A 24,938-nucleotide genomic window follows, 5' to 3' on the forward strand; every position below is an offset into this window, starting at 1 on the left:
AGCAATTTTTAAAAGCCTAATCTTAAACTCTTATGCTAACTTCGTTATCTATTAAAAACTACGCATTAATCGACCATTTACAAGTCGATTTCAATAATGGATTTACCATAATTACAGGAGAAACTGGAGCTGGTAAATCTATTCTTTTAGGCGGCTTATCTTTAATTCTTGGAAAACGAGCAGACTTAACTAGCCTTCGTGATAAAGAAACCAAATGTATTATTGAAGCTAATTTTGATGTTACAAATTATAAATTAGAAAAATTATTTAAAGCAGAAGACATAGATTTCGAGCCTCATACTATTATTAGACGTGAGATTTTACCTAGTGGTAAGTCTAGAGCTTTTGTAAACGATTCTCCAGTAAAACTTTCTAGTTTACAACTTTTAGGATCACGATTAATAGATATTCATTCGCAAAACGAAACGCTTCAGTTGGTAGACGATGCTTTTCAATTTCAGGTTATCGATGCTTTAGCAAATACGCAAGATGAAATTAGTAAGTATTCAGATAAAAGATTAGAATATAAAAAACTAAATAAAGAACTCGATCAACTTGTTGTTTTTCAAACGGAAGCAATAAAAGAGCACGACTACAATTCTTTTTTGTTAAATGAATTAACCGAAGCCAAGCTAAAAACAGGTGAGTTAGATACTTTAGAAGAAGAACTTGAAACATTAAGTAATATTGATGCTATTCAAGAAAAGCTAACAGCTTCAAATCAGTTATTAAGCGATGAGCAAACAGGCGTTTTATCTAACTTAACCGAGCTAAAAAACACACTAAAACAGTTGTCTGGTTTTTCTAATAAATACGAAGACCTTTATAATAGAGCAAATAGTAGTTTAATAGAATTAGACGATGTATTTAGTGAACTAGAAACATTTCAAGACGAGTTAGAAGCAGATCCGAATAGGCTAGCAGAAGTAAATAGTAGATTGGCAACAATTAATAACATGTTTCAAAAACATGTGGTAAATTCAATCGAAGAATTAATTGCTATTGAAACAGAACTGTCTGATAAAGTTTTAGCAACACTAAATGTTGAGGAAGATATCGATAAAAAGAAAGCTGAAATTCTAAAAATAAAACAAGAGTTAGATGCTGTTGCTTTAGTTATTCATAATAAAAGAAAAAAAGCAATACCATCTTTAAAGAAGAAGTTAGAGGCTATTTTGGCTCAATTAGGAATGCCAAATGCACAATTTAATATAGAACTAACAGTTTCCGATGTTTACTATGCTAATGGTAAAGATGAATTGGCATTTTTGTTTTCTGCAAATAAAGGAGGCGATTTTAAAGCTTTAAAAAAGGCAGCTTCTGGGGGAGAATTATCTCGTATAATGCTAGCAATAAAATCTATTCTTACACAATACATTAAGTTGCCAACTATTATGTTCGATGAAATAGATACAGGAGTGTCTGGAGAAATATCGAATAAAATGGCAGATATAATGGCAGGAATGAGCACAACAATGCAAGTGTTTAGTATTACACATTTACCGCAAATTGCCGCCAAAGGGCATACGCATTTTAAGGTTTATAAAGAAGATGTAAACGAGGTTACAACAACTAATCTTGTAGAGCTTAATCACGATGAACGAATAGTAGAAATAGCACAAATGCTGGGAGGGATAGAAGTTTCTAATTCTGCTTTAGCTCATGCTAAAGAACTTTTAAATTAAGGTGCTATTTAAGATTGTAAAGGCGGAATTTAACACATAAAATCAAATGTTTTTTTATGTTATCTTTGAGCTATAAACACAACTAATCAACAAACAACTAAACAAATAATAGTATGTCATATAATTTACTAAAAGGAAAAAGAGGAATCATATTTGGAGCGCTAGATGAAAATTCTATTGCTTGGAAAACTGCTATTCGTGTAAATGAAGAAGGAGGAACATTTGTACTTACCAATGCACCTGTTGCAATGAGAATGGGGCAAATTGATGAGCTTGCAAAAATGACAGGTTCTCAAATTATTCCTGCAGATGCAACTAGCGAAGAAGATATTCAAAATCTTATAGAGAAATCTATGGAGATTCTTGGAGGTAAAATAGATTTCGTTTTACATTCTATAGGTATGTCTATAAATGTAAGAAAAGGCAAATCGTATACAGATCAAAATTACGCTTGGACACAAAAAGGAACAGACGTTTCTGCAATGTCTTTTCATAAAGTCATGCAAACACTTTACAAGAAAGACGCAATGAACGAGTGGGGAAGTATTGTTGCTTTAACATACATGGCCGCACAACGTGTTTTTCCAGACTATAACGATATGGCAGATAATAAAGCCTATTTAGAAAGTGTAGCACGCAGTTTTGGTTATTTCTTTGGTAGAGATAAAAAGGTAAGAGTAAACACTATTTCTCAATCCCCAACACCTACAACCGCAGGAAGTGGCGTTAAAGGATTTGATGGTTTTATAGCTTATGCCGAAAAAATGTCGCCTTTAGGAAATGCTACGGCAATGGATTGTGCAAATTACACCGTAACTTTATTTAGTGATTTAACAAAGCGTGTAACATTACAAAACCTTTACAATGATGGTGGATTTAGTAATATGGGAGTAAGTGATGCTGTAATGGAAGCTTTTGTAGAAGGAGAAAAATTAAAGGAATAAGTTCTAAGTATTTATTATTTAATAGAATTTAAAACCATGCATACTTATATGCATGGTTTTTTTTTTTGCTTGATAGTAAATATTTTGAGAAGTAAATTAACAAATTATTAACCTTTTAACGGAGTAAACACGCATATAAACGATTTAACACATTTATTAGGTAAAACATGTGTTTTTATTAATATTTTCAGAAATCTATTAACAAAAAACAATCTAATTATGAAGAAAATTACATTATTATTTTTAATGATGTTTTCATTTGTTTTCACCTTTTCACAGGTTATTATTAATGAAAACTTTGACGCTGGTGCACCTTCCGGTTGGACTAATACTTATTCAAATACAACAAGTAGTTCTTGTGCCGGAAAATCTGAAAGAGATAATATATACTCTGCTAGTGCAACTGGAAATTTAACTACACCTAATCAGATAGCTTTGTCTAATGCAACTGATTTAACTGTTTCTTTTGATTACAAAATTATGGAGTTTGCTTATGGAACGCCCACTGTTGCTACTTCTGCTGGTTGGGGAACTGCTGAATTACAATATTCTACAGATGATGGCACAAATTGGTCTACCATATTACTTATCGATGATTCTAATCATGTTGTTGCCACAACTTGTGTAAATGTATCGGCTATTGTTCCTGCTGCTTCTTTGCCAAATGGTGGAGATGTTAAACTTAGAATATCTAATGTATGGGCTAGTGGTGATTACTATTTTTATATAGATAATTTTATTGCAAATCAAGTTGTAACTGATCCTCCAAACTGTGATGTAGTTTTAACAAGCCCTTCTAATGGAGCTATAAACGTATCTCTTTCTGGAGATATATCTTGGAGTGCTGCAACAGGGGTGCCTACTGGTTATAATTTAACTGTAGGAACAACAAGTGGAGGTTCTGAGGTTTTAACAACTACAGATGTAGGTGATGTTACTACTTATACACTTATTGGCTTGGTAGAAGCAACTACATATTATGTAAGCATAGTACCTTATAATGTTGTTGGCAATGCTACTAGTTGTACCGAGTATAACTTTACAACGGGAAGTACACCAAGTAATAACGATTGTTCAAATGCTACAGCTTTAATTGTAGGTGAGATTTTTACAGATAATGCACTGATAGGACAATCTAATCTTTTAGCAACTGGCTCTGGAGAAACACCTTTACCAAGTTGTTCTTCTTATGACCCAGTAGATACAAGTGGATATGGAGGAGATTTATGGTATACAGCAGTTGTACCAGCTCATGGAAAATTGAGTATAGAAGTTAATGGAGATCCAGCTGGTGATGGTGGAGATTCTGGAATGCAAGTTTACACTGGGTCTTGTGGTGCTTTTACGGCATTAGAATGTGATGATGATGACAGTCTTGATGGAGCTTATTCTTTAATCGAATTAGATAATATTACATTGGCAGGACAAACAATTTACATTCGTGTTTTTGAATATGGAGGTAATGCTCAAATTAATTTTCAAGTATCTGCTTATGCTCCTACTTGTCCTAACCCAAGCGCGGGAGTTGCTACAGAAATTACAGATGTCTCTGCCAAATTAGGTTGGACTGCTGAAGGTATAGAAACTACTTGGAATTTAGAATGGGGGATTGATGGTTTTACTCAAGGTTCTGGAACAATAATTTCTAGTACTTCAAATAACCCAGAAACGTTAACAGGTTTAATGCCTTCTACTGCTTACGATTTTTATGTTAAAGCAGATTGTGGTGGCGGAGATTTAAGTGATTGGGTCGGACCTTATAGTTTTTCTACTATAGCATCATGTATTGAGGTTAGCGGAGTTTCTGTTTCTAACATAACTGATACTAGTATGGATATTTCTTGGACAGCTGGGTTTGCAAATGATTCGGCACTAGTAGAAGTTTATCTTGATGGTGATAGTGCAGCAAATTCTGATACTCCAATTTATACAAATGCTTCTGCAACAGGTGGTATGGATACTGCTAATGGATTATTAAGCAATACAGATTATGATGTTTATGTAACTGGTCAATGCGGAGTAGCAACTACTGCAGTTCAAGGACCTGTATCTTTTACAACTTTATGTGGTAGTGTAACTATCTTCCCTTCAACAACAGACTTTTCTTCAAATCCACCAACTTGTTGGACTGAAGCTGGAGCTGGAGAAGTAGTAGATGGACCAACAGGAACAACTTCAGATTGGAAATCAGGAAGAGCATATACAGATGGATCTGGTAATGTAATTAATAGTAATGTAATTAATTTATATGATGATGATGATAGAGAATGGTTAATGTCTCCAATTTATAATATTCCAGTAGGTTTATCTCATAGCTTGGTAATCAATGTTGCTTTGACTGATTATAAATATTCAGGTACAAGTATAGCTTCTAATACGGATACTATGGGTAGTGATGATCAAGTACAGCTTTTACAGTCTGTAGATGCTGGAGTTACCTGGACAAATATTACAACTTGGAATGCTAGTAACCAACCAGCCGTTACAGGTACTGAGTATGAAGAAGATTTGTCGGCGGTTAGCGGTAATATTCAATTTGCTTTATGGGCAAGTGATGGTAGTGTAAATGATTCTGAAGATTATGATTTTCATGTAGGAGGTTTTAGTATATTACCTTCTGCTCCATCTAATGATGAATGTGCAAATGCTGATGTATTAACTGTTGGTACTATGGTTTCTGGAGATACTACTTATGCTACAGATTCTGGTGTAGCAGCAAGTTCTTGTGGAGCAGCAGGTGCAGATCAGGATATATGGTATTCATTTACGGCAACTGCAGCTATGGCTACAGAAGGAGCTTCATTTACAACAACGGCAGATCATTTAATGGTTTACGCAGATTGTACTGCTGCTTCAGAGGTCGCTTGTCTAGCAACTGGAGAAAATACTTCTGCTTTAACAAGTGGAGTAACTTATATTGTAAGAGCTTATAACAGTGGTACAGCTAAAGTAGCAGGACCAATAGAGATTACATTGCAAGAAGGATCTTTATCTACTGCAGGTTTTGATGCTAAATCAATATTTTCTTATTATCCAAACCCAGTAAATAATACATTAACATTAAACGCACAACAAGCGATTACTAATGTATCTGTATTTAATATGTTAGGTCAACAAGTTCTTAGAAATGTACCAAATGCAGTAACTAAAACCTTAGATATGTCTAACTTACAATCTGGAGCTTACTTTGTGCAAGTAACAGTTGGAACAAGTGTAGAAACTGTAAGAATTATTAAAAACTAATAAATACTTATATAATCTTTTACTAAAGATTAGTAAAACATATGTATTGAAAGCCACTCTTTTGAGTGGCTTTTTTACTTAAAAATTATCTGTTCTTTAATCTATATAATGAGAGTAGAGATGTTATTGTATTATTTTTAAGTCTTAAAAACTAAATAATATAAGGACTGAATTAACTAAGTTTTAAAAATAGGTTTTATAAAAGATAAGATAGTATAGGTAGAGTCTTGTTATATAAAAGTGTCATATTTTTCTTTAAATGTTTTATTAAAAAGGATAATAAAACCCATACCGAATCTTAATCACGAAATAGTGTTTAAACGGTATATGGAAGCATATTGACGGTTTGTTGTTGTTTTTAGTGTTTAATTGTTAAAAAAACAATATTTTAGAAAATTAATAATTACCAAAAAACCTAAATATGAAAAAAATTACTTTATTCCTTGGTCTAATGCTTATGGCATTTTCGTATCAAGCTAATGCTCAAATTACTGTTGGTTCTGGTACCGGAACACAGTCAAACGTGCCAATTGTTAGTTGTTTCGGATACACTTATTCTCAACAACTATATCCACAAGCAGAAATTAATTCAGTCGGAAATATTACATCTGTTGCTTTTTATGTGTCTTCTGTACCAGCAACAAATGATGAAAGTACAGATTGGACTATATCTATGGGACATTCGACAAAAACAGAATTTGCAGATACAGCAGATTGGGAAGAAGCTAGTAGTTTAACTGAAGTATATACAGGAACAGTTACTTACCCAGAAGCTGGTAATTGGATGACCATTACATTTGATACTCCTTTTGCTTATAATAATACTGACAATTTAATTGTAGCTATTGATGAAAATCAAACAGGTTGGGATTGTACTATTAATTGGCAGAAAACTGATACTGCTGAAAATAGAAGTATATACTACCGTAGCGATAGTACTAATCCAGATCCAGCTAGTCCTCCAACTGCTACAGGAGTAGGAGCGTATTATGCAAACACTGTTTTTGGAGGATTAACAGCTTCATTACCACCTAATTGCGATGCTGCGCTTACTACTCCCGTTGATGGAGAAATGAATGCAGATTTAAATGCAGGTCTTGCATGGTCTGCAGCAACAGGTTCTCCTGATGGGTACAAAGTAACCTTGGGTACTTCTACAGGAGCTAATGATATAGCTAATGCAGTTGATGTTGGTGCAGATTTAACATATGCTGTTACATTAATAGCAGGCACAACTTACTTTGCAACAATTGTACCTTACAATGCTAATGGAGATTCAACTGGTTGTACAGAAGTATCTTTCACGACTGTAGATATACCTGAGTGCCCTGTAGTTACAGGAACTCCAGATGCTGCATGTGGTAATTTTGATTCTAATTTATCTTGGACTGCAATTACAGGAGCAGATTCTTATACAGTTTCTGTTGGAACAAGTGCTGGAGCTACAGATATTGCAGATAGTGTAGATGTAGGTTCTGTTCTTACTTACGATTTTGTGTCAACAATAGCTACTACTTATTATTATACTGTAAATGCAGTAAATAGTGCAGGAACTTCTTCAGGATGTACTGAAGGTTCATTTACGAGTTTTTCTACTGGATGTTACTGTGATTCAATACCATCTAGTAATGATAACGATGGGATAGGTAATTTACAAGTAGGAACAACAGATTTCGTAAGTGGAGGAGACATTACTTATGAAGATTTTACAGGAACACCAATAGATTTAGGACAAGGTGTAAATGCTAATGTTGTAATAACATTTATGACTAATTATACCTATGGAACTAATATTTGGATTGATTTTAATGATAACTTTACTTTTGATGATTCTGAATTACTATATACTGGAGAATCTCCAGATTCTAATACAGGAACTGATATTTTAGACGCATCTTTTTTAATGCCAACGACTGCTACTTTAGGAAATCACAGAATGCGTATAGTAACTGATGACACTAATTCAAATGCAACAAATCCTTGTAATAGTTCAACTTATGGTGTAACTATGGATGTAGATGTTAATATTATTGCAGTTTCATGTACAGCTCCTGTAGCAACAGCTACACTTGTAACAGATTGTGCAAATGCACAATTTTCTGTCGATGTTGATGTTACAGATTTAGGTAGTGGAACTCCTGCTATATTCGATGGTACTACAACAACACCAATAACTGCAGTAGGTTTAATTACTGTTGGTCCTTTTGCAGATGGTACAGCAGTATCATTAGTTATAGAGCATGGATCTGATACTGTTTGCGATTTAAGTTTAGGGAGTTTTACAAATACTTGTCCTCCTTCTAACAATGATTGTTCAAGTTCATTACCTATAGTTGCATCTGAAGATGGAACTTGTAACGAAAGTGTTTCTGGAACAACAAATAATGCATCTATTAGCTCAGATAGTTGTAGTACTTCAGGAAGAGATGTTTGGTATAGCTTTACTTCTACAGTAGATGGTGACTATATTATTGGTGCTACAGAAACTTTTGATTCTAGTTTTTCATCAACTTATGTTACTGCTTACGAAGGAGATTGTGGATCTCTTACACAAATAGGTAATAGTACTAGTTGTTTTAATACTGCAGATTTAATAATCTCAACAGTTGCAGGTAATGTTTATTCTATTAATGTAAGAAGTTCATCTTCTACAGGATATGTAGATTTTGATTTATGTGTTTATCCTGCACCATTGCCTCCTGCTAACGATACTTGTGTAGATGCATTACCAATACTTGATTCTACAGATGGAACTTGTAATGAAAGTGTATCTGGAACAACAAGTGGTGCAGCTATTAGTTCAGATAGTTGTAGTACTTCAGGAAGAGATGTTTGGTACAGTTTTACGTCTCCAACAGATGGTGACTATGTTGTTGGTGTAACTGAAACTTTTGAGTCTAGCAGTTTTATATCAACTTATGTTACTGCTTACGAAGGAGATTGTGGATCTCTTACACAAATAGGTAATAGTACTAGTTGTTTTAACACAGCAAATCTAATAATTTCAACGGTTGCCGGTAATGTTTATTCTATTAATGTAAGAAGTTCATCTTCTACAGGTTATGTAGATTTCGATTTATGTGTTTTCCCTGCACCATTGCCTCCTGCTAACGATGCTTGTGTAGATGCTACTTTTATAGCTGGTTTTAATAATGGAGACATGCAAGATGCTTTTGGAGCAACAAATAATGATGGATTTATTACAGGATGTGGATCTGCAAATGATGGTGTATGGTATACTTTTGAAGTTGCTATTGCTGGTACTATTAATGTAGATGTTACTGCAGTAGTAGGTTGGGATCCAGAAATAACTGTTTTATCTGGAGGTTGTGGAACTTTTACATGTGTTGATAATGCTGATGGAGGAGGATCAGATGGAGACGAAAGCGTTTCTTTTGTAGCCGAAGCAGATACTCAGTATTGGGTAAATGTTGGTCATTATAGTGGAACTACAGATAACGCTGAAGGACCTTTTGCTATAGACATTAGTTCTCCAGATACAGCTGTATTAGCAACAAGTTTAGATGTAGAAGATTTTAATAGAGTATCATTATTCTCTTACTATCCAAACCCAGTGAATAATACATTAACATTAAACGCACAACAAGCGATTAACAATGTATCTATATTTAATATGTTAGGTCAAGAAGTTATTAAATCTGCTCCAAATGCAGTATCTAAAGCTATCGATATGTCTAACTTACAATCTGGAGCTTACTTTGTAAAAGTAACTGTAGGAACAACAGTAGAAACAGTAAGAGTTATTAAAAACTAATAATTACTTATTATATGTTTTACTAAAAATTAGTACAACATAAATATTTTGAAAGCCACTCTTTTTAGAGTGGCTTTTTTTATTGTATTACTGTACATTTGTGTTATGCAATTATCATTATCATTTATTATTCCTGTTTATAATCGTCCTAACGAAATAGAAGAGCTCTTACAAAGCTTTGCTAAGCTAGAAACTACAACAGAATTTGAAATTGTTATTGTTGAGGATGGCTCTACAGATCCCTCAGATAAAATTGTAAATAATTATAATTCGCAATTAAATATATCATACTATTTTAAAGAAAATTCAGGACCTGGGGATTCTAGAAATTTCGGTATGCAAAAAGCAAAAGGTAATTATTTTATTATTTTAGATAGCGATTGTATTTTGCCTAAAGAATACTTGAATCAAGTAGTAAATAATCTTAAAGCTAATTACGTAGATTGTTTTGGAGGTCCAGATGCGGCACATGCTACATTCTCAAACTTGCAAAAGGCTATAAATTTTAGTATGACTTCGTTTATCACTACTGGAGGTATTAGAGGTAATAAAAATAGTGTAGATAAATTTCAGCCTAGGAGTTTTAATATGGGTTTATCTAAAAAAGCATTTGAATCTACAAAAGGTTTTGGGCGCATACATCCGGGAGAAGATCCAGATTTATCTATACGTTTATGGAATTTAGGTTTTAAAACAGCTTTTTTTGAAACCGCTTATGTCTATCATAAAAGAAGAATCTCGTGGTCTAAGTTTTATACACAAGTTAATAAATTTGGAATGGTAAGGCCTATTCTTAACAAATGGCATCCTTCAACAAAAAAAGTCACATATTGGTTTCCTACAGTATTTGTTTTAGGGATTATACTTTCAATAATATTAGCTTCTTTTAATATTATGCTTCCAATATATCTTATATTAGGATATTATATGTTAGCATTTAGTTTAGCTGTAATTCAAACTAAAAATATTACAGTAGCCTTTCAATCTTTAATAGCAATAACAATTCAATTTTTTGGATATGGTATTGGATTCTTAAAAAGCACATTTTATATTGGTTTTTTAAACCGAAATCCGGAAAAGCAATTTCCAAATCTATTTTTTAAATCTAAATAATGTCAATAGTAATAAGTAAATTAAAAAACGTTGTAAAAAGTAGGAGGCTTAATGTGTTTCTTATCTTTTTTTTACTTGCATTTTTTATTTTAGTGCTTGCTAGACTTTCTGCTAGTTATACAAATACAGTTGAGTTTAAGGTAGAGTTAAAAAACATTCCAGACGAAATGATTGTACTTAACGATTCTACTAATAAATTAAACTTTACAATGACCGCAGATGGTTTTGAATGGATGAGATATTATCTAAAAACACCATCCATAGGAATCGATTTTAATAATGAAGTTAAAAAAGCCGATTCTCTATATGTTTGGTCTCTATCTCGAGGTTTTGCAGGAATTAATAGTCAGTTTAATAAAGACGTTGTTGTAAAAACAATTAATCCAGATACTCTTTTATTTAAAGTAGATATCAATGCGGTAAAAATGATACCTGTTAAACCTAATTTAAATATTAGTTATAGCCCTGGTTATAATGTTTTAAATACTATAGTTACGGTACCAGATTCGGTAAAAATAATCGGTCCAGAATCTTTACTTTCAAAAATTGATAAAATTGAAACAGAAGTGCTAAATAGAAAAGAGGTTTTCAAACCTTTTAGTACGCAGTTGGCTTTAATCTCAGAGACTAAAAATTCTCAAATTAAAGTAAAAACTAATACAGTTACTGTTAATGTTAATGTAGAAAAATTTACTGAAGGCACTCTTAGTTTACCAGTAAATATAATTAATGTTCCAAAAAATGTTAAGGTTAACTATTTTCCTAAAACTATAAACTTATCATATTATACAAGTTTAGAAATATATAATACAATTGATATTAATGATTTTGAAGTGGTTTGCGATTTTAACGAACATAATAGTAAGTATTCGTACTTAACACCTAAATTAGTAAAAGCGCCAACAACAATTAAAACCTCTCGTTTACACGAACAAAAAATAGAGTATATAATTTCAGAATGATAACAGTAGGACTTACAGGTGGAATAGGTAGTGGTAAAACTACAGTTGCTAAAGCTTTTGAAACTTTAGGAATACCAATATATATAGCCGATGATGAAGCTAAAAAACTAATGAATACCTCTAAAGTTCTTAAGAGAAAACTAATAGCGCTTTTTGGAGAAGTTGCTTATAAAGATAATGAGTTAAATAGGCCTTATATAGCAAAAGCTATTTTTAATGATAAAAGTTTATTAAAAAAAATGAATGCTATTGTACACCCAAAAGTAGGTAAGCATTTTATTAAATGGAAAAATAAACAAAAGGCACCATACGTTATAAAAGAAGCTGCTATTCTTTTTGAAAACGGAAGTTACAAAAACTACGATTATATTATTACAGTTACTGCACCTGAGAAAACTCGAATAGATCGTGTACTAAAACGTGATAACGCGAGTATTGAAAAGGTGAAAGCAATTATTGCTAACCAATGGCAAGATGATGTAAAGGTTCGCTTATCGGACTTTGTAATAGTAAATACTAATCTCGAAAACACAAAAGCTGAGGTTTTGAAAATACATAATAAACTCTTAAAAAAAAGTATATAAGATTAAGGATTTAACATTTTTGTTAATGTAAGGTTAAAAGCAAGGCTTACTAAATGTTAAAATATTAATTTTGAATGGATGAGTAAAAAAGTGTTTTTTGTACTAGTTATCCTAATGAGCCTGTCTTTGATAGGTATTATATTTGTGCAGAGCTATTACATTTCTAATTCTATTAGCAATAAGGAAGAAAACTTTAATTTTAATGTTAAACAAGCCTTAAGTAGGGTTGCTAAAGATATTGAAACTGAGGAGTTTAGAGACTATGTTAATAAGTTAAGACCTTTAGTGATTAAAGACGTCAATATTATTAAAGATACTACAGCAATACGTAATCTTTATGTTAAACAAGAAAACGACGCTATAAACGAAACGTTTGTTTATAGTTATGGAATATTAGAAGAAAACTACAAATTATCTCCTGCGCTCTTTGACATCGGTTTAGATACTATTAGTATAAAAAAAATTATTAGTAAAAAGCAAACAAAGGTTTTTAAAACAAACGAAATAGACGGTAAAGTTAGTAATAATGAGGTTTTTGCTAATTATGGTATGACTGATAAAATATTAATAGATGATTATTACCGTGATTTTGCTTATAGAACACCAATACATCAACGTACTACCAAAGAAAAGCTAAACAGACAGCTAGAGCTTAAACTACATCAATATGATATTAATATTGATTATGAGTTTGCTATTTATAGTAACGATTTGGCAACAAAAATACAGACAGAAGATTTTGAATTGGAAGATCAAGCAACAATGCAGGTTCCTATTTTTTCTGAAGACAATGGAAATTACAACTACCGTTTATTAGTCAATTTTCCCGATAGTAATAAATTTATATGGTCTTCTGTAATAGGTATGTTGGGCTTATCTATTTTATTTACATCTATTATACTTATTGCTTTTGTTACAGCATTAACACAAATAATGAGGCAACGTCAAATAGCAGAAATAAAAACAGATTTTATTAATAATATGACGCACGAATTTAAAACGCCAATAGCAACAATAAACTTGGCTTTAGATTCGATTAAAAATCCTAAAATAATAAACGATAAAGAAAAAGTAAAGCGTTACTTAGGTATGATACGAGAAGAAAACAAACGTATGCATGCACAAGTAGAAAACGTACTTAGAATATCTAAACTAGAAAAAAACGAATTAAACATTAGTAAGGAAGGTACTAGTTTACACGACTTAATAGAAGACGCTATATCTCATGTAGAGTTAATAGTAGAAGATAGACAAGGACATATAGAAACAGAACTTAAGGCAAGTAAGTCTTCTGTATTAGCTAACGAGACGCATTTTATTAATGTTTTAGTTAACATATTAGACAATGCAATTAAATACTCACCAGATGCTCCAAAAATTACTGTAGAAACAGTAAATGTTGGAAATAACATACTAGTAAGTATAAAAGACGAAGGTAGCGGAATGAGTAAAGCCGCTGTAAAACGTGTTTTTGAAAAATTTTATAGAGAACACACAGGAAATATACATAACGTAAAAGGCCATGGATTAGGCTTATCTTATGTAAAAAGAATTGTAGAAGACCATAGTGGTCATATATCAGTAACAAGTGAAAAAGGAAAAGGAAGTGTTTTCACGATAAAACTTCCGTTAATATCATAACATTATGGACGAACAAGAAAAGAAAATATTATTAGTAGAAGACGATCCAAACTTTGGAACAGTTTTAAAAGATTATTTAATGATGAATGACTACGAGGTTGTTCATGCTAAAAATGGTATGGAAGGCTTCGAAAAGTTTAAAAAAGACGATTATGATCTTTGTATCCTAGATGTTATGATGCCTTATAAAGATGGTTTCACTTTAGCCAAAGAGATTAGAGAGAAAAATGCCGAAGTGCCAATTATCTTTCTTACTGCAAAAGCAATGAAAGAAGATGTACTTAAAGGATATAAAGTAGGGGCAGACGATTATCTTAACAAACCTTTTGATAGTGAAGTGCTTTTAATGAAAATTAAAGCAATTATGACTAGAAAGGCAACAGATACAGTTGCAGATAGTAAGCAGTTTGAATTTAAAATAGGTAATTTCGATTTAAATTCTAAATTAAGATTTCTTACTTATAAAGGAGGAGAGGCTACTAAGTTATCGCCAAAAGAAAACGAGTTATTACGTTTATTAGCTTTACATGAAAACGATTTAATGCCAAGAGAATTAGCATTAACAAAAATATGGAGAGACGATAATTACTTTACGTCAAGAAGTATGGATGTTTACATTGCAAAATTACGTAAGTATTTAAAAGTTGATGATAAAGTCGAAATACTAAATATTCACGGTGAAGGCTTTAGATTAGTTGTAAACCCAGAATAGTTTTTAAGACTATATAATATAAAAAAAGCTACTGCATTTGCAGTAGCTTTTTAGTTTAAATCTATAAATTAACCTAAAGAGTTGAATAGTTTTATCTTTCAGAAAAAGTGTAATCACTACTAATATAATATTAGTTTATCTAAAGCTTATTCAAATTTACTTTCTAAGGTAGTAAGTATTTCAGTAACATTTGTTTTGTAATCAAACCACAAGGTGTTTTCATTACGCTTAAACCAAGTTAACTGGCGTTTAGCAAAACGACGTGAGTTTTTTTTCATTTCTGCAATAGCAAAATCAAGTGTCCATTCGCCTTTAAAATAATTAAAGAGTTCTTTATAACCAACAGTATTTAAAGCGTTAAGATGTTGCTTGTCTATAAGAGATTTTGCTTCCTCAAGCTGTCCTTCGGCTATCATGATGTCAACACGTTTATTAATACGATTGTATATTGTTTCTCTTTCGGCAGTTAAACCAATAGTTATGGTTTTAAAATTACGTTTGTTTTTGTCTTTATTTAAAAAGGAAGAATATGGTTTTCCACTTCCAATACAAATCTCTAAGGCTCTAATTACACGCTTAGGATTGTCTATCGCGATGGTGTTGTAAGCTTCAATATCTAGTTTTTTTAGCTGAAGCTGAAGCGCCTCCAGGCCATTTTTAACCAATTCCAAATTTAGCCGTTCTCTGATGCTTTTATCTACCTCAGGAAAATAATCTAATCCTTTTGTAACAGCATCTACATAAAGGCCAGAACCACCAACCATAATAACAACATCATGTGTTTTAAATAGAGTGTCTAAGGTTGCAATAGCTTCTTTTTCAAAAGAGCCAACGTTATAATCTTCTTCAATAGATCTATTATGAATAAAGTGATGCTTAGCTTGAGATAATTCTTCAAGCGTTGGAGCAGCAGTACCTATTTGCATTTCTTTAAAAAACTGTCTAGAATCTGCAGATAGTATTTCGGTATTATAATGTTGGGCAAGTTTAATACTCAAACTTGTTTTTCCTATTGCTGTAGGTCCAACAATAGAGATAAGGTATTTGGTTTTAGAGTTCAATGAGTAGGTTTATTCTATATGTAAGTTGTGGCCACAATTATAGCAATATTCGGCACCATCTTTATGGTTTGTTGTTAAACAGTTTTGGCAAGACTGAGAGTTAAGCTGAACTTTTTCAGGCTCACCATTATTTTCTTCGTCTTTTTTAGTAAGTGATTTGCTATATTCTGCAGAAACAATTCCTGTTGGTACAGCAATAATACCGTAACCTAAAACCATAATAAGCGTTGCAAGAAATTGACCAAAAGGAGTTTGTGGTGTAATATCACCAAAACCTACAGTTGTTAATGTTACAATACACCAATACACACTTTTAGGGATATTTGTAAAACCATTTTCTTCGCCTTCTACTAAATACATTAACGTACCAAAAATGATAGAAGCAATAATTACAGCAAATAGAAATACAGATATTTTTGCACGACTAGATTTAATAGCACTAGCTAATTGGTTCGATGCTCCCATGTATCTCGCTAGTTTTAAAATTCTAAAAACACGTAATAAACGTAAAGCTCTTAAAGCAACTAGTGCATGACTTCCTGCTAATATAAAAGACAAATACATTGGGATTGTAGACAAAAAATCTATAATACCATAAAAACTAAAAATGTACTTTTTTGGTTTTTTTACTGTAATAATTCTTGCAATATATTCAATAGAAAAAAGGATGGTAACTAACCATTCTCCAATATATAATGCTTTGTGGTATCTAGCATCAATAGAACTAACACTCTCAAGCATTACAAGAGCAATACTGGCAAGAATAAAAATAAGTAACACAACATCAAATAATTTACCGGCAGGTGTATCTGCTTCGTAAATAATCTCATGAAGTCTATTTTTCCAGTTGGCTTTAATTGGTTTACTCATAAATCAAAAATACTAAATAATAATTGGCTATTTTTTCTTTAAAATAATTAGTGAATTTTTTTGTAAATCTACAATAGTACTAAAATACTCTTTTAAATAAGGATAGTAATTTTGGTTGTAAATAGCTTCTTTAAAATTAAATTTAAAATAAATGATAATTTCAGAATCATTTTTAGTAGTATTAAGGATTAAAACACCAGTTCCATTAGGTAATTGGAGCTTTTTAATCTCTGGTATTTCGGTTACTTCGTATAGATTACTATCGTACTCTAACTTATAAATATATGTGTACGAATCTTTGTAACCAAAATCAATAGGATAAGTTCGTTCTTGTAATTTTAAAGGATTCTCGTCAAAAAATGTTGTTATAAACGGATTTACATAAATTGAATTTCCAATGGTTTCTGAAGCTACTTCAAAAGATACAACTTCTTTAAAGTCATCACTATTTTTAGATGTCGTTTTTACTTCGTGATTTGTAACCGTTATGTTTGTGTTTTCGTTTTGATAATTAGTTTTATAACTTGATTTGTTTTTAAAGTAAGCAGCTTTTAAGTCACTTGAGTTATAACCTGTAGCTCTATATTCTATAGAGCCATTAATTGATCCTTTATCATTAATTATAGATGAAACTTTATAGCTAATCGAAAAATTACTTTTAGGCGTAATATCTACCCAATAACTACCATTTTTTAAATCTAATAGTCTTCCATATTGATTTAAACACCTGTAAGGTAGTTGTCCAAAAGAGAGATATGGACTTGTAGCATCTAGAAAATAAGTTTCTCCTGCTATTTTTGCCTGAATGATAATGTAATTGAACTCTGAAATAACTGGAAATATTTTTGTTGGAAAGCCATTACCTCTTGTAGACATTAATACTGGTAGAACGTCAATATTATTTTCTTTTAATAAATTGAAAAGTAATAAGTTAACTTCTGATGCTCTTCCAACTTTATTTTTAACTAAATCTTTTAAAGAAACATCTCCAAAAACATTAAATTTTTTATTCCATTTGTAATTACTTTGTACGTATTCTACAATAGCTTTGGCTTTTTTAAGTTGGTCTTGTTCATTTGTTATTTCTTTTGAAAGCAAATCTTTAACAACAGATCCTTTATTTAGTTGCCTTCCAATACCTTTTTCTGTTTTTAATTCTTTATCAGTAGTCTTCCAAGACCTGGTAATATTGTCTATTCCGCCATCAAAGCTCTTATAGACTTTTAATTCGTATTCTACTTTAGAAATATAATTTTCTCGTGTAGTCATATATTTTTCATCTATAAAAGCAGGAATATTTTTCATAATATAAATAGATTTAAAACAATCTGCTTTTGCACCTGTAGATGTTTTTAAACATTCGCTTTCAGTATCTGAAGTGTTTACAGATAATGGTATCTCTCCTACCAACTTAATATTATATTCGTAATTAGCTGGAATACTTGCGTGATACTCACTATAGAGTGTTGGAATATCTGTTTGAAAATACCACTGTCTATAATTAAACATAAAAGGCGTGTCTAATTTGTAGCTATATTTAATTACTGAGCCTTCTTTAATATTTGGTAATGTAAATTTTACTAAGGTATAATTATCATTGTATTCTTCAGTAAAAACCTGGCTTTTGTCTAATTTTTGGATATCTAAAGTTCCATTGCTATTAATGTTAGTAGTAGTAGCAACTATTCTAGTTATTTCTTCTTTGCTATCACTATTTTTATAAAGTAAAATGGAAACATTTGCTTCATCAAAGCCATCTCTATTAAGAATTTTAATTTTGCGTTTAACTTCGGTTTTTAATCTGAAATCTTCTTGGTCGAAATAAGAGTTGCCAAATTCATAAATTACTAAAGCATTAGCTGTAGAGTCTTTACTGTACGTGTTTATTGTTAAATCATTACCGGTAACATTATAACCAGAGGCATTAAATTCAGATTGAGAAAAAGTAATAAATGTAAATAGTAATAAGATTAGTGTTGTTGTGAATTTTTTCATTTAAAATTTTAAAATCTTAAGGCGTTTATTTTTACGTAAGTAACTTTGTATTATATGCTGCGTGTATCTATTATTACTCATAGGAATAATAATAGATTTTAGAATATCAATATTGTTTATTTGGTGATTTAAATCGTAAAAACCATAGCCTTTAAAAGCTCCGTTTTCAATTAAAATAGCACTACGTTCATCTACTTTTCTACCTTTATCTATAATAATCATATTTTGATCTTTATAGCTGTATTTTTCAATAAACTCGTTAACACGCTTATTGTAAAGCACAGTATTTTCTTCATTTAAACAAGCACCTTCACATTCTTTTAATTCATATCTAAAACAACTATCAGTCGTTTTTTCTAAACCACATAATTTTAAACATAAAGAATATGTTTCTACGGCACGATGCAAAAAGTCTTTAGCACTCTGCTTATTATTAAAAGTTGTTATAACCTTTTTACGTCCGTCTGCATTAGCAATAGTTAAATTTATATAACCATTGTTATCTGTAGAACTGTATAATGCATGAGAGATTTTTGTTTTTCTCATTGCACGATTAAAAATAGGTTTGTTTTGTTTTATTTCGTGACTCTCTTTTAATAAAGCTATAAGTTCGCTACCTGTAGCATCGTAAGTTACTGTTGCGACTTGAATTTGAATTTTTTTAGACTTTCTATCTGTACCAGTAAAATGCTGATTTATTCGTTTCTTAATATTCTTACTCTTACCAATATATATAATATTGCCCTCTTTATTATGTATGTAATACACACCTGTTTCCGAAGGCATTTGAGCAATAATATCTGTTAGTTTTGGTTCTAACTGTAGCTTAGGATGCTTTCTTAAAAAGGTTTGAATAATAGTTTTTTCAACATCTTTACTCAATAATAACTTAAAGAGTTTAACGGTTGCTAATGCATCTCCAGAAGCACGGTGTCTGTCTGTAACCGGTATACCAAGAGAACGTACTAATTTACCTAAACTGTAAGATGGTAAATCTGGAATAAGCGTTTTTGCTAGCTCTACAGTACATAACGTTTCTCGATCGAAATCGAAACCTAATCGCTTAAATTCTGTCGTTAATATTCGGTTGTCAAATTGCGCATTATGTGCCACAACTACGCAGCCTTCTGTAATTTCTACAACTCGTTTTGCGATTTCGTAAAACTTAGGTGCATTTTTTAACATGTTACTGTTAATACCAGTAAGGTTTACAACAAAAGGTTGGATTTCTCTTTCCGGATTTACTAAACTTATAAATTGGTCTACAACTTCGTGACCATCAAATTTGTAAATAGCAATCTCTGTTATGCCTTCTTCGTTATACTTACCACCTGTGGTTTCTATGTCTATTATTGCGTAGATACTGTATGTTGTTTTGTTATATTACTAGTTGTAATTTCTGTTTCCAAAGATACTACTTCCTACACGAACCATTGTACTTCCACAATCTATTGCTAGTTTGTAATCTCCACTCATTCCCATAGAAATAGTTTGTAGTCGGCAGTTTGTAGTTTCAGTCACTTTTAAATCTTCTAAAGTAGACTTTAAAAGTCTGAATTCTTTTTCAATTTGAAGTGTGTTTTCTGTAAAAGTTGCCATTCCCATAACTCCAATTACTTTAATATTTTTTAATGCTGAAAAATCTTCCGATTGTAATATATCTGAAGCTTCTTTTGCAGACATTCCAAATTTAGAATCTTCTTCGGCTATTTTAATTTGAAGTAAACAGTCTATAACTCTGTCGTGTTTTAAAGCTTGTTTATTTACTTCTTTCAATAATTTAAAACTTTCTACACCATGTATTAAGCTAACAAATGGAGCCATATACTTTACCTTATTGGTTTGTACGTGTCCAATCATGTGCCATTCGATATCTTTTGGCATTTGCTCAAACTTGTCTGCCATTTCTTGGATTTTGTTTTCTCCAAAAATGCGCTGCCCAGCATTGTATGCTTCCATTAAATCACTCACAGGTTTCGTTTTAGAAACCGCAACTAATGTTACGTGTTCTGGAAGTGTTTGTTTTATATTGTTTAAGTTTTGTTGTATGCTCATTTTATTATCTAATGCTTTGTAGTTTCTAGATTACTAATTAAAAGTGAAAACATTTTTTAAAACTCATAAATAGTAACACCACTTCTTAATTTTGGCTCAATATAAGTGCTTTTTGGTGGCATTTTAAGTCCATCGTCAGCAATGCTTTTCATTTGTTTTATAGTAGCAGGAATCATACCAAAACCGACTTTAAACTCTCCACTATCTATTTTACTTTTAAGGTTTACAACATCTTTTTTTCCACTTAAATAATCGATGCGTTTATCGTGTCGTAAATCTTCTATTTCTAAAATTGGTTTTAAAATGGTTTGATAGAGTAGCTGTGCATCGAGTTCATCTAAAGAGGTTTCAAATTTATAACTTGTCTTGCGTAAGTATAGCGAATAAAACTCGCCATCTAAATACATACTAAAATGATGAGGTTTCGATGGTTTGTATGGCATAATACCACGGTTTTCTATACGGTACGTCGTGTCTAATTTAATTAAAAACTCTTCTTTTGTTAAACCATTTAAGTCTTTTACAAGCCTATTGAATTCATGAATTTGTAACTCGGATTCTGGAATTAAGAAACTCATAAAATAATTATAAGTCTCATTTCCATTATGGCTTTTGTTTTCGGCTTTTAAATTTTTACAAAGTAAATTTGATGAAGACGAACGATGATGACCATCTGCAATATAAAGCGTGTTCATGCTTGCAAAAGCATCAGTAATTATTTTAATATGGGCTTCGTTATCTATTTGCCATAGGTAATGTGTATCTCTATAAGTGGTTGTGAATTCGAATTCTGCACGCTCTTTTTGTATTTCGGTAATAACATTTGAAATAGCGTTATTATCAGGATAGGTGAGGAGTACAGGTTCGGCATTAAAGCCAACCGTTTTTAAGTAATCTTTAAAAACAATTTCACGACTAGCTATAGTGTCTTCGTGTTTTTTTATAACATCGTTTTGGTAGTCTTCTACACTTGCAGCTGCAACAATGCCATTAAAGGTTTGCTGGTCTCGATCTACTATTTTATAAATGTAAAATGAAGGTTTTTTGTCTTGTTTAAAAACACCATCTTCTTTAAATTCTAAATAGCGGTTTTTTACTAGCTGATAACGCGCTTCTCCAGAAATTTCCTTAGCATATTTGTAACCAGGATTAACAATGTGTAGAAACGAAAACGGGTTATAGTTTAAACGGCCTTCGCGTTCTGGTTGCGTATAACTTTGGTACGAGCGAGATGCTACAAGGCTTACTTTATCTCGTGTTGGTTTTACTGCGCGAAAAGGTTTTATGTTTGCCATAATTTACTTCCTGTAAATTCAGGAACCTATTTAATTAATTTTGTTATCGACATTATAATATGTAATTACGAATTTTTTCAATAAAAAAAACGTGGGAATCTATTTAATTGGATTTCAATTTAAGAGATTGCCACGTCCTTCGTCCTCGCAATGACAGCCTATTTAGCAATCAAAAAAAGTAGATTTACTTTAAAAATTGCTTAGCAACTTTCTCAGCTTTTCTACTTTCAGAATAATCATAAAAACCTTCACCAGATTTAACGCCTAGTTTTCCTGCACGAACCATATTTACTAATAGTGGACACGGTGCATATTTAGGATTTTTAAAACCATCGTACATAACGTTTAATATAGATAAACAAACGTCTAGACCTATAAAATCGGCTAATTGTAATGGTCCCATTGGATGTGCCATACCTAATTTCATAACAGTATCAATCTCTTCAACTCCAGCAACACCATTGTAAAGTGTTTCTATAGATTCGTTAAGCATTGGCATTAATATTCTATTGGCAACAAATCCAGGATAATCGTTTACTTCTGTTGGTGTTTTACCTAGTGTTCTAGATAATTCCATTATAGTATTTGTTACTTCGTCGCTAGTGTTATAACCACGAATAATCTCTACCAATTTCATAATTGGCACTGGATTCATAAAGTGCATCCCAATTACCATTTCTGGTCGAGAAGTTACTGCTCCAATTTGAGTTATTGATATAGACGATGTGTTTGTTGCTAGAATAGTATCTTCTGGGCAAGCCTCGTCTAATTGCTTAAAAATCTTTAATTTTAAATCAATGTTTTCGGTTGCAGCCTCTACAACTAAGCTTGCAAATTCTACACCTTCTTTTACGCTAGTATATGTTGTTATATTTGATAAAGTATCAATTTTATTAGCTTCTGTAATTCTTTCTTTAGCGACCATTCTATCTAAATTCTTAGTAATGGTTGCTATTCCTCTTTTTAGTGATTCTTCACTAATATCTATTAATTGTACTTTAAAACCTGATTGTGCAAAAGTATGAGCGATACCATTTCCCATAGTTCCTGCTCCAATTACTGCTACGTTTTTCATAAAAAAATATTGTTTTTTGTTTCCGCTAAGACGGAAATCTTATTTGTTTATTTATAATATTTATTAAACTCCTCTTTAGTTAAAAAAGAGAGCTCGAAACGAACTTAAAATTGATCGATAATCATAGTTGCAACACGTAAAGCTTCAGTTCCATCGTGTAATGTAACTATTGGTTTTGTGTTAGTGTTTATAGCATCAGCAAAGCTTTCTAGTTCGTCTAAAATGGCGTTATTACTAGGAACGTCTGGATTATCGAAATAAATTTGCTTTTTGATCCCTTCAGCATTTTGAAGAATCATATCGAAATCCCCAGGAGTTTCTGGAGCGTCTTTCATTTTTACAACTTCACATTTTTTCTCTAAGAAATCTACTGAAATGTAGGCGTCTTTTTGAAAGAAACGTGTTTTACGCATATTCTTTAAAGAAATTCTACTTGCTGTTAAATTGGCAACACAACCGTTTACAAATTCTATACGTGCATTTGCAATATCTGGTGTATCACTAATTACCGAAACACCACTTGCAGAAACACTTTTAACTTTAGATTGTACAACGCTTAGGATAACATCTATATCATGAATCATTAAATCTAAAACTACAGGAACATCTGTTCCTCTTGGGTTAAATTCTGCCAATCGATGCGCTTCTATAAACATTGGGCTGTCTAGTTGGTGTTTTATAGCTATAAAAGCAGGATTAAAACGCTCAACGTGCCCAACTTGTCCTTTAACACCATGTTCGGCAACTAAAGTTCTTAAAGTTTCGGCTTCTTCAACAGTATTTGTAATAGGCTTTTCTATAAAAATATGTTTGCCTTTAGCAATGGCTTGTCTAGCACAATCGTAATGCGAAAGTGTTGGCGTTACAATATCTACCATGTCTACGGCATCTATTAAAGCTTCTATAGAATTAAAGTATTTATAACCAAATTCTGCTTCTACCTTTTTACCGTTCTCTTCACTAGAATCGTAAAAACCAACAAGGTTATATTTATTAGATTGATTAAGTAATCTTAAATGAATTTTCCCTAGGTGTCCAGCACCTAAAACTCCAGCGTTTAGCATTCTGTTTACGTTTTTTTCAAAAATAAGATATTTACCTACGAATTTGGCAAATTTGGTTATATTTTTAATGGGTATTAATAATATAATTAAAATCCACTATTTACTTTTAAAACGAAAATTGTTTCATTAATTTTATCGTTCTAAACTTTCCATCATTTTGCAAGATACTTTTAAACATAAGGGCCTAAGGCAACAATTAGTTAATATATTAGTAAACAAAGGTATTACAGATAAAGCAGTACTTAATGCTATTGGAAAAATACCAAGGCATTTGTTTATGGATTCTAGTTTTTTAGACCATGCTTATCAAGATAAAGCGTTTCCTATTGCTGCAGACCAAACAATATCGCAACCTTATACCGTAGCTTTCCAAACTGAATTAATGGAAATTACAAGAGGAGATAAAGTGCTTGAAATTGGTACAGGAAGTGGTTACCAAACTGCTGTTTTGTGCGATTTAGGTGCTAAAGTTTATAGTATTGAAAGACAGCAAGAGTTGTTTAAAAAAACAAGTAAGTTTTTGCCAAAACTAGGATTTAGAGCTAAGAAATTTATTTTTGGCGATGGTTATAAAGGTCTAGTAGAAGAAGCACCTTTTAAAAGTATTATTGTTACAGCAGGAGCACCTTTTGTGCCTAAACCATTACTTGCCCAACTTGAAATTGGTGGTCGCTTGGTTATACCTGTGGGAGAAAATGTGCAAACCATGACGCTTTTTGTTAGAAAAGGTCTTAAAGAATTTGATAAAACGGAGTTTGGTGAGTTTCGTTTTGTACCGCTTCTAGAGGATAAGAATTAGTAGTTGGGTAAAGCTTTGGTCTAATCTAATTTTATTACTCTATTTTTATTTTGGATGATTCGTTT

18 protein-coding genes are annotated in these 24,938 nt (G+C 31.7%); 10 read left to right on the forward strand and 8 right to left on the reverse strand.

What is annotated here, in order from left to right; all coding sequences use genetic code 11:
• Positions 1 to 32: 32 nt before the first annotated feature.
• The 9 genes from recN to ASC41_RS10075 all read left to right on the forward strand — a co-directional run bounded on the left by recN (position 33) and on the right by ASC41_RS10075 (position 14,659).
• Positions 33 to 1,685 carry a DNA repair protein RecN gene (gene recN / locus ASC41_RS10035; RefSeq protein ID WP_055436513.1) on the forward strand — a complete coding sequence of 551 codons (1,653 nt, stop codon included), beginning with the start codon at positions 33 to 35 and terminating at the stop codon, positions 1,683 to 1,685.
• Positions 1,686 to 1,798: 113 nt separating this feature from the next.
• Positions 1,799 to 2,629: an enoyl-ACP reductase FabI gene (locus ASC41_RS10040; protein ID WP_055436514.1), complete on the forward strand. Its 831-nt coding sequence runs from the start codon at positions 1,799 to 1,801 to the stop codon at positions 2,627 to 2,629.
• A gap of 219 nt (positions 2,630 to 2,848) precedes the next feature.
• On the forward strand, positions 2,849 to 5,872 hold the full coding sequence (locus tag ASC41_RS10045; RefSeq protein WP_055436515.1) for a T9SS type A sorting domain-containing protein: 3,024 nt from the start codon (positions 2,849 to 2,851) through the stop codon (positions 5,870 to 5,872).
• A gap of 421 nt (positions 5,873 to 6,293) precedes the next feature.
• The gene (locus tag ASC41_RS10050) at positions 6,294 to 9,647 is read left to right on the forward strand and encodes a T9SS type A sorting domain-containing protein (RefSeq protein WP_055436516.1); all 3,354 of its coding nucleotides are present in this window, start codon (positions 6,294 to 6,296) and stop codon (positions 9,645 to 9,647) included.
• A 105-nt stretch (positions 9,648 to 9,752) separates the two neighbouring features.
• Positions 9,753 to 10,760, forward strand: coding sequence for a glycosyltransferase family 2 protein (locus tag ASC41_RS10055; RefSeq protein ID WP_055436517.1), 1,008 nt, complete (start codon positions 9,753 to 9,755; stop codon positions 10,758 to 10,760).
• Positions 10,760 to 11,722, forward strand: coding sequence for a CdaR family protein (locus ASC41_RS10060; RefSeq protein ID WP_055436518.1), 963 nt, complete (start codon positions 10,760 to 10,762; stop codon positions 11,720 to 11,722). The genes ASC41_RS10055 and ASC41_RS10060 overlap by 1 nt, the downstream gene beginning before the upstream one ends.
• Positions 11,719 to 12,306, forward strand: coding sequence for a dephospho-CoA kinase (gene coaE, locus ASC41_RS10065; protein WP_055436519.1), 588 nt, complete (start codon positions 11,719 to 11,721; stop codon positions 12,304 to 12,306). Before ASC41_RS10060 ends, coaE begins: the two co-directional genes overlap by 4 nt.
• 114 nt (positions 12,307 to 12,420) lie before the next feature.
• The gene (locus ASC41_RS10070) at positions 12,421 to 13,947 is read left to right on the forward strand and encodes a sensor histidine kinase (RefSeq protein WP_055436520.1); all 1,527 of its coding nucleotides are present in this window, start codon (positions 12,421 to 12,423) and stop codon (positions 13,945 to 13,947) included.
• A 4-nt stretch (positions 13,948 to 13,951) separates the two neighbouring features.
• Positions 13,952 to 14,659, forward strand: a complete 708-nt coding sequence (locus ASC41_RS10075) for a response regulator transcription factor (protein WP_055436521.1) — start codon at positions 13,952 to 13,954, stop codon at positions 14,657 to 14,659.
• Between the two features lie 146 nt (positions 14,660 to 14,805).
• On the opposite strand, the gene miaA is transcribed toward ASC41_RS10075, so the two are convergent.
• The 8 genes from miaA to ASC41_RS10115 all read right to left on the reverse strand — a co-directional run bounded on the left by miaA (position 14,806) and on the right by ASC41_RS10115 (position 24,074).
• Positions 14,806 to 15,720, reverse strand: coding sequence for a tRNA (adenosine(37)-N6)-dimethylallyltransferase MiaA (gene miaA / locus ASC41_RS10080; protein WP_055436522.1), 915 nt, complete (start codon positions 15,718 to 15,720; stop codon positions 14,806 to 14,808).
• Positions 15,721 to 15,729: 9 nt separating this feature from the next.
• The gene (locus tag ASC41_RS10085; RefSeq protein ID WP_055436523.1) at positions 15,730 to 16,590 is read right to left on the reverse strand and encodes an ion transporter; all 861 of its coding nucleotides are present in this window, start codon (positions 16,588 to 16,590) and stop codon (positions 15,730 to 15,732) included.
• Positions 16,591 to 16,617: 27 nt separating this feature from the next.
• Positions 16,618 to 18,585 (reverse strand): DUF3857 domain-containing protein, encoded by a 1,968-nt coding sequence (locus ASC41_RS10090; protein ID WP_055436524.1) that lies wholly within the window; start codon positions 18,583 to 18,585, stop codon positions 16,618 to 16,620.
• Positions 18,586 to 19,947: an exonuclease domain-containing protein gene (locus ASC41_RS10095; RefSeq protein ID WP_055436525.1), complete on the reverse strand. Its 1,362-nt coding sequence runs from the start codon at positions 19,945 to 19,947 to the stop codon at positions 18,586 to 18,588. It abuts the gene before it with no gap.
• Between the two features lie 24 nt (positions 19,948 to 19,971).
• Positions 19,972 to 20,640 (reverse strand): YggS family pyridoxal phosphate-dependent enzyme, encoded by a 669-nt coding sequence (locus ASC41_RS10100; protein ID WP_055436526.1) that lies wholly within the window; start codon positions 20,638 to 20,640, stop codon positions 19,972 to 19,974.
• Positions 20,641 to 20,696: 56 nt separating this feature from the next.
• Positions 20,697 to 21,935 carry a DUF1015 domain-containing protein gene (locus ASC41_RS10105; protein WP_055436527.1) on the reverse strand — a complete coding sequence of 413 codons (1,239 nt, stop codon included), beginning with the start codon at positions 21,933 to 21,935 and terminating at the stop codon, positions 20,697 to 20,699.
• Positions 21,936 to 22,119: 184 nt separating this feature from the next.
• Entirely contained in the window at positions 22,120 to 23,010 is an 891-nt protein-coding gene (locus tag ASC41_RS10110) for a 3-hydroxybutyryl-CoA dehydrogenase (RefSeq protein WP_055436528.1), read from the reverse strand.
• 104 nt (positions 23,011 to 23,114) lie between these two features.
• Entirely contained in the window at positions 23,115 to 24,074 is a 960-nt protein-coding gene (locus tag ASC41_RS10115; protein WP_055436529.1) for a Gfo/Idh/MocA family protein, read from the reverse strand.
• Positions 24,075 to 24,231: 157 nt separating this feature from the next.
• Here ASC41_RS10115 and ASC41_RS10120 point away from each other — a divergent pair, with 157 nt between their 5' ends.
• Positions 24,232 to 24,873, forward strand: coding sequence for a protein-L-isoaspartate(D-aspartate) O-methyltransferase (locus ASC41_RS10120; RefSeq protein WP_055436530.1), 642 nt, complete (start codon positions 24,232 to 24,234; stop codon positions 24,871 to 24,873).
• Positions 24,874 to 24,938: the final 65 nt, after the last annotated feature.

It is taken from the genome of Lacinutrix algicola (assembly GCF_001418085.1).
Classification (GTDB): domain Bacteria; phylum Bacteroidota; class Bacteroidia; order Flavobacteriales; family Flavobacteriaceae; genus Lacinutrix; species Lacinutrix algicola.